The organism is Paenibacillus sp. FSL R5-0887, from assembly GCF_038002305.1.
Taxonomy (GTDB): Bacteria; Bacillota; Bacilli; order Paenibacillales; family Paenibacillaceae; genus Paenibacillus_AQ; species Paenibacillus_AQ odorifer.
Window position 1 is genome coordinate 3,041,131 of sequence record NZ_JBBOCE010000001.1, and the last position, 13,768, is coordinate 3,054,898.

General features: G+C 45.8%; 6 protein-coding genes. All 6 read right to left on the reverse strand.

What is annotated here, in order from left to right; genetic code table 11:
* Positions 1–8 precede the first annotated feature (8 nt).
* Positions 9–848 (reverse strand): carbohydrate ABC transporter permease, encoded by an 840-nt coding sequence (locus tag MKY14_RS13625; RefSeq protein ID WP_076128910.1) that lies wholly within the window; start codon positions 846–848, stop codon positions 9–11.
* On the reverse strand, positions 841–1,785 hold the full coding sequence (locus MKY14_RS13630; protein WP_076128908.1) for a carbohydrate ABC transporter permease: 945 nt from the start codon (positions 1,783–1,785) through the stop codon (positions 841–843). The genes MKY14_RS13625 and MKY14_RS13630 overlap by 8 nt, the downstream gene beginning before the upstream one ends.
* A 164-nt stretch (positions 1,786–1,949) precedes the next feature.
* Complete coding sequence (locus tag MKY14_RS13635) at positions 1,950–3,221, reverse strand: response regulator (RefSeq protein WP_340392559.1); 1,272 nt, start codon at positions 3,219–3,221, stop codon at positions 1,950–1,952.
* The gene (locus tag MKY14_RS13640) at positions 3,214–5,016 is read right to left on the reverse strand and encodes a cache domain-containing sensor histidine kinase (protein ID WP_340392561.1); all 1,803 of its coding nucleotides are present in this window, start codon (positions 5,014–5,016) and stop codon (positions 3,214–3,216) included. The genes MKY14_RS13635 and MKY14_RS13640 overlap by 8 nt, the downstream gene beginning before the upstream one ends.
* 152 nt (positions 5,017–5,168) lie before the next feature.
* Complete coding sequence (locus MKY14_RS13645; protein ID WP_340392562.1) at positions 5,169–11,906, reverse strand: pectinesterase family protein; 6,738 nt, start codon at positions 11,904–11,906, stop codon at positions 5,169–5,171.
* Positions 11,907–11,944: 38 nt separating this feature from the next.
* Entirely contained in the window at positions 11,945–13,702 is a 1,758-nt protein-coding gene (locus MKY14_RS13650; RefSeq protein WP_340976642.1) for an S-layer homology domain-containing protein, read from the reverse strand.
* Positions 13,703–13,768 lie beyond the last annotated feature (66 nt).

The window sequence follows — 13,768 nt, forward strand, 5'->3', positions numbered from 1 at the left end:
TTTCCTTTTTATCCTTTGACCGAACCGCCTGTCAGACCTTGAATCAGATAACGCTGAATAAACATAAAGAGCACAATAGGCGGTATCAATCCAATAATGCTGCCTGCTGCGAGCGATCCATACTCTACACTGTACTGGCCGATTAAATACTTCAGTCCGATTGGGATCGTAAATTTGGACGCATCTGTCAGGAATGAGAAAGCAACCAAGAACTCATTCCAGCAGCCGATAAAGGCGAACAGAGCAGTCGCTACGATCCCCGGTAGAATCACTGGCGTAATGATCGTGAACAAGACCCGGAATCTTCCTGCTCCGTCGACCATAGCCGCTTCGTCAATTTCCTTCGGAATACCAGATACAAATCCTTGCATCAACAGCGAGTTGAACGCAACCTGTGAAACGATATAGAACAATATGATCGCAAAAGGCGTATTCATAATCCCCATGCTCTTAAAAATCAGGAACAACGGGATGACGAATAAGATAACCGGAAGCATCTGAGTGCCCAGCATCATAAGCATAAAAGCATTTTTTCCAACAAATTTAAATCTGCTCAAAGCATAGCCGTTGAAAATCGACAGCAATGTAATAAAAATCACCGACACCGTACAGATGAAAAGACTGTTTACAAAAAATCTCGAAAAATTGTTGACACTCCACACCTTTATGAAATTATCAAACGTAATTGGATGCGGAAGGTAACGAATCGTGGAGCTGATAATATCATTCTCATGTTTAAGGGAAGTTGAGATGTCCCAAAGAAAAGGCAGCAGGACAAACAACAACGTAACAGTCATAGGAATATAGAACAAACACAAAGTGGTTAAAAAACGTTTAAGCTTACTCATTTTGGCCACCTCTGCTTAATTTCATATAGACGACCACGAAAATCATTAGAACAGCGAAGGAAAGGACCCCCATAGCCGAACTATAGCCATAATTCCCGTTCAAAATTGCCGTCTGGAACATATAAATCGGGAGAGTGGTTGTCATATTCATTGGACCGCCGTTTGTCATCGTGAAGATCATATCGATAGAATTGAACTCCCAGATGGCTCTTAGCATCGTAGTGAAAATAATACTTTCCTTAAGATAAGGCAGGGTAATGGAAAATAACTTTCTTGCCTTTCCGCAACCGTCGACTTCGCAGGACTCGTAGACTTCTTTCGGAATAGACTGCAAGGAAGCAAGCAGTGCGACTGCAAAGAACGGGATCCCTCTCCACAACTCGGCCAGTACAACCGAACCGAATACGGTATGGGTGTTCGACAGCCAAGCGATATTCTCGTGAATAATCCCTAACCTCTTCAAAAGATCGTTAATGACTCCGATATGCTGGTTGTACATGAGCGACCACAGCATTGTCGTAAGAACGCCTGATACCGCCCAAGGAATCAGCACGAGCGAACGTATAACGCCTCTAAACCGGAAGGCCTGATTAAGCAGCAGGGCCACACCTAAGCCGAACACGAGCTGAAGAACGACTTCAATAACCACCCACTTGATGGTTATCCATAGCGAGCTTGGGAACAGATCGTCATGGAATAAAATCTGCTTAAAGTTACTCCACCCGGCAAAACCGTCATCCATCGGCCGAGTCAAGTCATAGTTCTGAAAGCTTAGTTGGAAGACTTGTAAAATAGGGTAGAACATAATGACCGCCATGAGAACGACAGTCGGGATAATCAGAACGTAAGGAAATATCCTGTCGCTGCCGATCATCTTGTTTTTTCTCTTGGACGTTCCCGTCACTTGTCCTGTTGCTAATTGTTGTTTCACCTTCATGAAATAATCACCTCAATAAGAATAATAGGCTATGCATGAAGCTAGCTAAATAATATATCTTGCAAAGTTTGTTTGTTTTTTTGAAAATAAAAAATAGCAGCAAAAAAACAACCTTATTCCAATCACTGACTGGAATAAGGTTGTTTGTGAACGCTTTCCAACTATTACGAGCTATGCTGCTGTCTATACTCCATCGGGGTAAACCCTGTATGCCGCTTGAACAAAACACTAAAATACTGGGTATTCACATACCCAATTTTCTCAGCAACCTCATATACCTTTAAATCGGTATGCACAAGCAGTTCAGTAGCTTTATCTATTCGCACTTGGACAATATACTCACAAAAATTAACATCCGTATACTTTTTAAACAAAGTACTGACGTACGATGGTGTAATGTGGACCGTCTCCGCTACTTCTTTTAAGTCCAGATTCTCATTCTGATAATGATTTGCGATATAATCCATAATTGTGCGAAGAATAGCTTGATGCGAATTGCTTGAATATTTGACCTGATCATAGAAAATAATCGATTGATCCATCCGGACATCCTTCATCTGTGTCGCAATCAATGCTTCCTCATAGGAGACGCCAATATGTTTAAACCCTTCACCAATGCTGCCTATACCGATCTTGGCGTGAATTTTGAGATATTGCTCAATCATCACTGTTAAGCGGCGGGCAATAAGCTCGGTATCCTGCTTCAGCTTCTCCGCATCCTCGTTTCGGTAGTTGAACAACAGATTGATCCGGTGGTTATATTGAATCGCATACACCTGAACCCCGTCGCAATTTGCAGATTCTAGCACCTCATTGCAGAGGTTTTTGAGAGTGAACAATAATAGCTCCAGATCGACGGGTTTATTGGGTTTAAGAAACCTTCCGACACCATCCAAGCTCAGAACAGCCATCACGAACACCGAGCCGCAAAACGTTAAATCGAGCAGCTTCGCCTCCCTATCAATCGCTTCCTCATTCCCCGACCCAGAGATCAACTCGCTAAAAAATTGGTTCACGATAAGACCATGGCTTTTTATATCCTTCTCACGTTTTCTCCGCTCTTCCTCCAGTGCCTCAGACGCATTCATGATTGTCCGCAGGATTTTATCGTTATCTTCATACTTTAATATGTAATCAAACGCTTGAAGCTGTAGCGCCTCCTTAGCATAAGAAAAATCATCATACCCCGTTAAGAAGACAATCTTCAAATCTAAGCCATTCTCCTTCACTTGGGCGGCAAGCTTCAGTCCATCCATAAAAGGCATGCGAATATCCGAGAGCAGTAGATCCGGCTTCTCCCTTTGGATAAGTTCCCAAGCTTCCTTCCCGTCCACTGCAACTCCTGCCACCTGAATGTTTCCCTGATCCCAATGAATATTCCTGCGAAGCCCTTCCCTAATCCATTCATCATCGTCTGCAATGACCAGCTTATGCACGATTCGTCACCTCATTTTTCGTATATGGAATCCTTACAGTCACTATGGTATAAACCCCTTCTTCACTATCCAGCCGAATCCCGAACCCGTAGCCGAATTGCAGCGCCAGCCGTCGGTGAACATTACGCAGCCCGAATGTCACTGGAGCCTCTTGAACATTCTGCGCTTGAATAGAAGTATTCATCTCCTGTACCTTCTCTACATCCATCCCTGCACCATCGTCGAAGACTTCAATTATCGCTGCATCCCCGCTTGGCCTTCCTGTTATTCTGATGATCCCTTTTCCCTTCTTGTTTTTGATGCCATGATAGATGGCGTTCTCGACAATTGGCTGCAAGGTCAGTTTCATGATAGGAAGATGCATAATGCTCTCTTCAACTTGAATCTCAAATTCAAAATCTTTCTGGTAACGGATATTTTGAATTTGCAAGTAGCTTTGAACATGCTCGATCTCTTCTCTAAGCGTTATGACCTCCCGCCCTCTGCTAATGCCGATCCGAAAAAAGTGGGCCAGCGCACTAACCATAGTCGATGCCTTTTCCTTCTCACCCAAATCAATCATATGTTTGATAGATCCGAGAGTGTTGTATAGAAAATGTGGTTGAATTTGCGACTGCAATGCTAATAACTCCATTTGCCGCTTCTGTTCCTGTTCATCCTTAACTTGCTCCAGCAATTGGCGAACCGAATCGACCAAATTCTCCAACCCACTGGCTAATACACCAATTTCATTTTGCTCTTTCAGCTGAAAGTTAACATTTAGGTTCCCTTGTCTAAAACTCTTCACTTGTTTGGACAAATAACGGATGGGATTCGTCAGGCTGCTGGCAAAATAGGTTGCCATGATAATAAAAACTACGAGAATAACAGCTACGATTGTAAGCGTTATCGATTTAATCTGGCTTGCCTTGGCTAAGATATCGCTTTCAGGAACGATGGCGGCGAGCTTCCACCCGTTCAGCGATAACGTTGTAAAGTGAATCATCATACGTTGGTTCGACTTGCTGGCCGCCCTTAAATCTCCCTGGTGATTAGCGTTATTACGGATATCGTTCACGATCTCATCGCCGATAGCGTACTCTTTGGATAACGGCTTGGAATACATCACCCCATCTGGACTGATCAGAGCCAGCGAGCCATTGGGACTAATATTGACATTCTGTAAAATGTCGAGCAGATAGGATTCCTTCATATTAATGAGAGCCATGCCACTGACCTCGGAATCAAGATTTCCGATAATTTTAAATACGCTTACAACATTACGTTTCGTGACAGTAGTAAACACTTGATCCTCATGCGTATTCAACCAGTAATAACTGCTTTCTGCATCCTTTTGGTTGTATCGGGCCAGCCATTCATTAAGATTCACACCGACATGCCGGGGAATAAAGTCCTTCTGTATGTTGAAGGTCCGGCCATTATTAAACGTGACAAAAATTGAGTCGATGACTTGCAAATGATTCCGGTAGGCTTCCTCGAACTGTTTATGAAGATCGATGATATCATCGTAGCGATGTTCTCCTTCGTCTTGTCCATTATCTAATAAAATATATTGAAAAGCCGAATTGTTCTCGATTGACACCAGCTGTTCGAAGATCGTATAAAGCTTGTCGTTAAGAAAAAAGCCCGTTTGCTCGGTCGTATCGCTTAGCAAATAATAAGCGTTTTGTTCGAGCTGCTTAACGGCAGTGAAATAGGAAAAAAAACCGGTAAGCGCAACGGATGACACAAGAATAGGCAAAAAATAGATAAGCAGCTTAATTTTGATTGGGCTTCTAGAAAGATACGAGAACATGTATTTCCCCCAAATGAAGTCGTTTCGGATTCTCCTCTTATAATAACTCCTAGCTCGAAGAGATGGGTTTGTTTTTTATCAAACCTTGTTTGTTTTTATTCAATTTCTCAAAAAAAAGACGAGCCCCTGATTGGGACTCGTCTTTGGCTACTTTATGGATGTAGAATAAGCTGGGCTAACGCCGCAAGATCCACAATATCCAAAAGACCATCTTTATTCAGATCATAAATCTGATATCGGATCCAATCCGTATGTGCGGAGCTTATACCGTAATGAGCGGACAGAATAGCCAAATCACCGATACTTGCTGGATTGGCCGAGCTCAAGAAAGTTGCCAGCGCCGCATCCAGATCAATGATTGCCTGCTCCACAGAAACCTTAGTTGCGTTCGGATTATTCACGACCTGCATAGCTTTACCGATTGCATTATTAAGCTCATTCACTACCGTCTTCGTATATTGCCCCCATTTACTGCCAATAGTGGCGTAATCGGATGTTGCTTGTGCTATAGCAATCTTTAATGCCAGAGCCGATTTGTCCGAGGCGCCGTCTAACCCATCCATAGCCAACTGCAAGTTCGAGGCAGCTGCATTCACCTGATTCTGTGTAGCTTGCGATCCAGCAAGAATCACTTTCGCAGAGGTTAGATAGGTTTGCAAGATTAACCAAGTGGATGGATTGTATTGATCTGCCGTAAGGCTCTTCGCTACATCAACCCTGCTGGCCAGGACCGTTTTGTCTATCATGATCTTCATGCCATAGATCGTATTAGATAGCTTTGATACCGTTTGGCTACCATCGGCAATCAAAACGGGGTGCAAATGAAGATAGGCCGTCTTATCGCCGGCATAGTTCAGGTTTGATGAATGCCAGAGCATTTTGAGCATGTCTCCGCTTGGAAGGATACCCGCTCCAGTGCTTGCGAGCTTGATTGTGATTTTTCCATTCACCTCATCCTTATCGACGGATTCCACTCCCCATTCATCCGCTAAGCATTCTACCGAATCGTAAAGAATTAGGTCCGGGTCATATTCAAACGTCAACTCTTGACCATAAACAACAGTGCTGACACTTTCTGTAACGTAATCATTATTTAAGCCATAAACCAAACCAAATTGTTGGCCGGCAAACGTTGTTCCTTCTCCCATAACCGTAGCATAGGGAAGACTCAAGGACGGAGCATTTACAATCGCGCTGACCTCGTTAGAGTTATCGCTCTCACCTCCAACATTAACTGCCGTAATCACATAATAATAATTACCAGCAGTAAGATCGGCATTGTCCAAATAAGTGCTGTCCGTGACATTGGAGGCAATGGTTACATACCCCTCTGAGCTATTTACGCTTCGCTTCACTGCATAATAATCAGCTCCGGCAACCTCATCCCAGCGTAGCAAGATTTCGGCCCTGCCCGTAGTTGCACTTACGTTTGCGGGTGCTTTAGGAATCTGAATGGAACCCGGATTAGAGACCGTAATAACTGAAGGACTTATGCCTGAATCCAAGTGAAACGGTATCCCCGCCTGCGAAAAATCCGTATCCTGCAATAGGATATTACTCGCGAATCCCTTCAAATGGATAAAGGTGCTTGTGCCAGGCGGACAAAGAACGTCATTCAATAAAATATCGGCTGCATTGTTCATGGTATAGAGGGTTCCGTTCGCCGGAACGATCTGAACATGATTGAAATGAATATCAGTCGTATTACTGGACACGAATCCAGTTTGAGTCGACATTTTTACATTGGTCAACTCCACATTACGCAAAGGCACATTGGCCAGTGCATCGATGGACACTGCTTCCGAAGCTCCGTCCACCGTAACGTTACGAATGTGGATATTTTTAACCTCTGGAACCCGGTTATCGACTCCCAGCTGCGCATTATCCACTGCTTCGCTGTGCCCCGTATAGAAATCATTAATGGATAATGCCGTATAACCAATATTCTGCATATGGAGACCATCGATATAGATATTCTCGATAGGACCACCACCACCAACAAAACTTTTAATATTGATCCCATTATCCGTTCCGATATATTGATTGTTGCGAACCGCAAGGTTATGAATGCCTCCGGATGTGTTACTTCCGATAGACAATCCGCCATGGCCACGAAAAACAATGTTGTCGGCAATTACGACTTCGGACAAAGCGTTTGTCGGACTCGGGTCATAGCTGGCCTTCATCCCGATTCCATCATCTCCGGCATTCACCGTGTTGTGATATAAAACAACATTCTGCGAAGAAGTGACATCAAGACCGTCTCCGTTCTGGTACCAAGCGTCGTTATTGACCGTTGAATTACGGATCACCAGATTCCGAATCTTCGTAAAGCTAGTCGCAAATTGTGGTGAATTCATAAAGGTAGGTCCATCAACTAACACATTGCTGCTATTATAGATGTCGACCATGATAGGACGATATACCCCAACAGCTTGTTGAGACGGATACCAAACACTGCCGTTATCGGTCAACACTCCGCCCAAGGACAACAGATAATTCCACTGCGTGGTTGTGACCTTGCCCTTCTTCACATAACGCCAATATTGCCCATTGCCATCGATAACACCTTTTCCTGTGATCGCGATGTTGCTGAGCCCCGATGCCGCCAGCATCGGTTGATATTTTGCATTCACCAAATTGTAGTCATCATAGTCGGGACTAAATTGAATGAGTGCACCAGCCTCTACATGCAGATCAATATTACTTGCCATTTGGATACTTCCTGTCAGCCATACACCAGCAGGTACGACGACACGCCCTCCACCTGCCAGTGTAGCCGCCTCAATTGCCTTTGCGAATGCCGCCGTATTTTTGGTTATACCATCTCCAACAGCGCCATAATCTTCAATATTAAAATCTACGTTTGGAAATGTTGGAAGCGTAATCGCTGGCATATCGAATGGCAGATCTTTTTGATACGTTTGCAAGTCATCCCCGCCCGTTACAACCCCCACGGAATCCGCGGATTTGACGCTAACCTTCGCAGTCGCCTTTACATCGGTGCCCGTTACAGTTCCCTGCACAGTAAAGTTCCCCACAGATGCATACTTAGCTGGATCGATTGAACTCCACACGACAGCCAATGCTTTCTCCGATCCATCCGTAAATTGAACGGGAACGATGCTTGGCAAAAATGGAGCTACCCCCTCAAGGCTATAAAGCTCCAGTGTCGGTATGTTCGATAGGGTCTGTCCCGGCAGCATGGTGGAATTCACAACTTCTATGGCTAACAGAATTTTAGTACCGGAAGCGAAAGTGAAAGTTAGTGTATTTTTTCCAATCGGCAACTGAGACAAGAAGACATCACGAAGAGTATAAATACTTCCATTGGCAGTGTAATCGGTCCCCTTATTCAGTGCATGGGTTCCGAGCATAATTCCCGTCATTGTGTCTCCCGAGCGTTTAACAGATACAGTCAGATCCGCTTGATTCTCATGATTACGATCAAATTTCACCGGAGCTGAAGACAAAGATACTTCAGTTGAATAGACGCTCTCTCCATTGGCATTCACAGCAGTTACTACATAATAAAAAGGAGCTCCTGTGTTCACAACCATATCCGAATATTGAACCTTATCTTTCACTCCCTCCGTCAAGCGGAGCCAGTTCAAGTTGTAGCTCCCCGTTACGGAATAAAGGCGTAAAGTTTGATTCCCAGCGGGAAGATTGACATTCACACTGACCGTTGTCCAGCTCTGCCAATCACCGGTTTGCGGAATATCTACGGTGCTCAGCACGCTGCCATTCCCACTCTTTAATTGAAGCTGTTTACCGCTGTCCGGAGCAGAGACGCGCAGATCCAAGGTGTAGAATCCACCCGCAGGAACCTGTATCGCGTAATCCATCCAATCTCCCGGATCGATATAACTGACATTTAGACCTCCGCCTTCATCACTCGTATTCTGAGTTTTGACACCGTACATCGCTGTCCAATCCTCACCTTGGATCGTTGCCAGCGGGGAAGTGGATGACGGAATCAGATCGGATACAATCGGCAAGTAAGGACCACCCGCTTCGCTTCCGCGATAGACACGATAAGAACTTGCTCCTTCAACCGTGTTCCACGACAGAGCTACGGGAGAATCGCCTAATGTCGCATCAACACCGCTCGGGAAAGTCACACTCAGTCCGGTTGGAGAAGCAGGTTGCTGTTCATTCTGTTCATGCCCAGGAAGCGTGCCGAACAGCGTAGGATCCCACCCATCCGCTCCTTTCAGCACATTCTGAACGGTGTATTGATTGGCTTCGTCAGATGTCAATTGGCTCGACCAGCGATAGCGGCCCTTCGCATTGGCACCTGGTCCCGAAGAGTTGTATTCACCATACCGCGCCGTCGATTCGTTAGAAGGATTTCCCCAATTATCCCAACCTACTGCTTTGATATGCGCATCCATCCAGGTATTAATGTACTTCACGTTGGCGTTAGCTCTCCAAGGTCTACCCAGATCTAGCAAACCGTTAGTAGCAGCCAGCTTAGTGTCGATATCCCATTCCGGTCTCCAAGGATCATGAGTCACCGATTCCTTCAAAGAAGAAGTACCGCGGGTCAATCGCGAGTTCATGAAAACATAGCCAAACTCAGCTTTCTCATCCGTAGAGGCTGCCGTCATATGACCGCCAAAGCCACCAACGAACTTAATCTCCGAATCGTAGAAATAAGCCGCAGCATTCCCAAAGATCCAGTCGACGTCCCCTTCAATTATGCATCGGTTAAAGTACTGTCGCCCGCCGTTTGCGTACAAGGTATCTTGGAACCCTGCCAGATAAACGTTCGTAAAAATTGCTCTGTCGCCCGTTACGTTAAGTGCGACTGCGGGACCTACATTTCCTCTCTCAAACGAAGTATTGCGAATCGTCATATTTTCTGCCGTAAAGTCGCTGGCAGAAACTAACAACGTGTGGCTGTTTCCAGTACCTATTCCGGAATTAGCATAATCGTCATAGGTCAAAATCGTTCCGTCTCTGCTTTCACCAACTAAACTAACTAATGGCTTAGAATTCGGCACGGCTACCTTTTCATGATAGATACCGTCTTGGATATAGATCACCCGCCGGGTCGAATTCCCAGTTGGAATCGAATTCAGAGCATCCGTAACGGTCGTATAATCTCCCGTTCCATCCTTCGCAACTACAATTACTTTAGCTGGAGTGGCGATTTGGATCAGGCTATCTGCTCCCGAGCCCCTCGCATTAACAGCAGATACAACATAATAATAGGTCAGACCGTTTGTTATGCTGTTGTCCAGATAGTTTGTTTGGGTTACGCTAGCGATCGTTGTAAAGGGTCCCGCCAACGAAGCCGCCCGTTTAACGAGGTATGAATCAGCCTCAGCAACCTCGGTCCACTGCAAGTTAACCTTGCTAACTCCCGCTTGTGCTGTTACTTCATTCGGCGAAGAAGGTACCCCCTGCTGGAAATGAACCGGAGATACGCGTGCTTGATCGGAATTCATACTTTCCGTCTGAGCACTTAAGGCAGATACAACATAATAATAATTCGTTCCGTTGTGTACGGTGCTATCAGTAAATTCCGGAGCGGTCAGGTTGCTAGCCACGACCGAATACGTTCTCCCCGATATTACACTTCGCTTCACTGAGTACGAGGAGGCTCCCGGCACAGGGTTCCATGTTATATCCACGCGGGCATCACCAGGAACAGCAATCAATCCAGCTGGTTTCGCTAAAGGGGTAACTGGAGAAATCTTAGCGGAGACCGAATTTTCGCTTAAGCCACCCGCATTTTGAGCTTGAACGGTGTATTCATATACCATTCCGTCAGTCAATCCGGCGTCGTTATATTGGGTTGCCGTCAAATCCGACGCGATGACCGAATACTTAGCCCCTCCGTCATCCCTTCTGAGCAAATGGTATTGCTCCGCACCTTCGACAGACTCCCATTTCAGGGTCACTTGGCTGTCCCTTGCTATTCCCGTCAACCCTGTCGGAGCAGCTGGTATGTCGGGTAGCAGAATTGGCGTGATGCCTACTTCCATGGAATTTGGGCTTTCGCCGGAATCGGTTACTGCACTGACGACATAATAATAGGTTTTATCGTTCATCAATTTGCTATCTACATACCGGTTGGAATCCATGTTCTTAATCAGCTCGTAGGGCCCGCCAGTTGTTTCACTACGCTTCACATTATACGAAATCGCTCCGGTAACCGCCGGCCAATTAAGCATCGCTTGTGTATCACCAGCCTTGCCGGTTACTCCTGTCGGGGTCGAGGCTGATAATACATCAGTGAACATCATCCAGTTAATATTGAAGTTGCCGGTATTCGTCGTGATGCGCAGGGTTTGCGGACCCGCACTCAGATTTGCCGACACACTTACGGTCGTCCATTTTTGCCAACCGGTCGTATTTGGCACATAAACCGCTGCCAGAACAGTTCCTCTGCTATCTTGCAATTGAAGCTCCTTATCTGAATACTTCGTAGCAAGACGAAAATCTACGGTGTAGATTCCTGCGGAAGCCACATTTACCTTGTATTCCAGCCAATCTCCGGCTTCAATATTGCCCACATCTAAACCGGCTCCAGTATCCGTGGTTGCCTCGTTCTGAACCCCTTGCATGCTGTCCCAGTTCTCGGCTTCAAGCTTGCCCGGAATCGGCTTGCCATTCTTCGCCCAATACGCCACCGCAATTGAAGGTTTCAGCCCTTCCTCCGAGGTGTGTGCTTGTATACACTGATATTCCAGATCATTATAGATGACCCAATCGTTGATCGTATAAGTGGTATTCGCCTGCCAGCTGGCAGCAGCGGCCGCAGCGGTTCGCGGAGAATAACCATATAAAAGACTCATTATCATCGCCACGATTATGGCTATAGCCGTTACTTTTCGGCTTATGGTGTCTTCTTGCCCCCAGGGTGCGGTCCTGTTCATATCTTCTTCCTCCTTAGAATAGAAGTGCACGAATACTATCAGAGGTTATATATGTTGTACATTAACACAGCTGCTTCCGCTCGTGTCGTCGTAGACTTAGGCTCGATTTGGCGGCCATTCCCGTGAATCAAACCCGCTTTCACTAGACTTGCGACAGATTCAGACGCATAGGCAGAAATCTTCGCAACATCGCTGAACGGTTGAAGCACGGATGTATCTCCACCTGTAACCTGTTGACCTGACGCCTTCAAGGCTCTGGCGGTTAGGACCATCATGTCCTCACGGGTGATTGGCTCAAGCGGTTTGAACAAGTTGTCTCCTGAGCCTTCCGCAATGCCAAGTGCCCGAGCAATGCCAACGGCCTCGTAATAATAAGCTTGGGATGGGACGTCCGCGAAGGTATCTCCAGCTTTTCCGCTCAGTTCTAGCGTCCTAACGAGCAATACCAAAAAGTCGGCTCTAGTAACAGCTTGAGATGGGCGGAATTCTGTATCGGACACACCACTAATAATTCCCTTGGAAGCCATAACCTCGATCGGATTTTTAGCCCAAGCCACAGACTCAAGATCCTTAAAGGATTTATTCGTATAACCAATTGCATACATGCTGAAATGTGTAGTCTTAAAGCTGACGCGACCGGACTTCGCATCATATCTACCACTAGGAACCGAAGTAAGTTTCCCTTGACTGTCTACATACCACACAACGATATGCTCTGGATTAAGCAGCTCTTGTGCAGTAGGAACGTAGGGGATGCTGACTGTGACCGGAGCTTGGCGATTATCCCAGGTTATGATCTTGCCACCCGACGTTAAAGTTAATTGAATGACGGGATGGTTGCCGATTTGGTTTTGCACGGACGGCTGCAAGGATTTAGGATCAACACTTGTGATATGAAGACTTATTTGTTCATTGGAGGTAACCCCAGCTTGCAGCATATTATCAGGGAGAGTGAGGTTAGCCAGTGGTGTTACAATTTCAATTCCCGCCTTTTTGACATCATTGGATATAGCCGAAGTTGGAATCGTCTGAACGTACTCTTTTGCCCCGGGCTTCGACTCGACTTCAATGATTACTTTTTTTACTCCTTTGTCGTTGGCGGTAGTTTGGTTAAGAGCTTTCTGCAGTGATTCTAGATCCACGGTTGATTGTACCGATTGTGCAGCTGCGTCATAACGAATCACCGGTTTGATCGTAGAACCGTTGACATTACTCGGAGTTGTAGGCTGGATCGAACTGCCGTTTCCTTCCGCTCCGTTATTACTATTGTTGCTGTTGTTTCCATTGTTACCGTTATTGCCGTTGTTTCCGTTGTTGTCATCGATACTAACAATATGCGCGATCGCCGATGCATCAGGGGTATAGTTAACCGCAGCCAGCTGCGAATCTACTAACTTCACACGGGATAGAACGATTTTGACATCGCCACTCTCAAGCGCTTTGAAAGTAACTGTGGCCAGTTTCAGATCTCCGTTCTTGCCAGATTTCTTCTCAAGCTCTGTATGCGCTAGCCGCACGCCGTTATTCGTCAATAGGGCGTCAATGTTGAAGCCGCCCTCGCCTGCTGTGTAACTCACGAACTCCAGCTTTGAGCGATCATAGGTCAGATTCAACTCGTACGCGTACAAATCCGTCATTAGGTTCGCTGCAATCTCAACAGTAAAGGTACTGTTGAGGGTAGGACTTTCTTTTGATAACACAGTTTGGAAGTTGGGTTCACTACTAGCCTGCGTTACCACAGGTCTCGCTAGAAAAAAGACAAGGAGCATAAGCATCGCGATTCTGAGTTTAGCCATTTCGATTCATCCACCCTTTCAATAGCAAGATAGGAGAGAGCGCCGCTGCCGTTGAGTCAGCGCCCT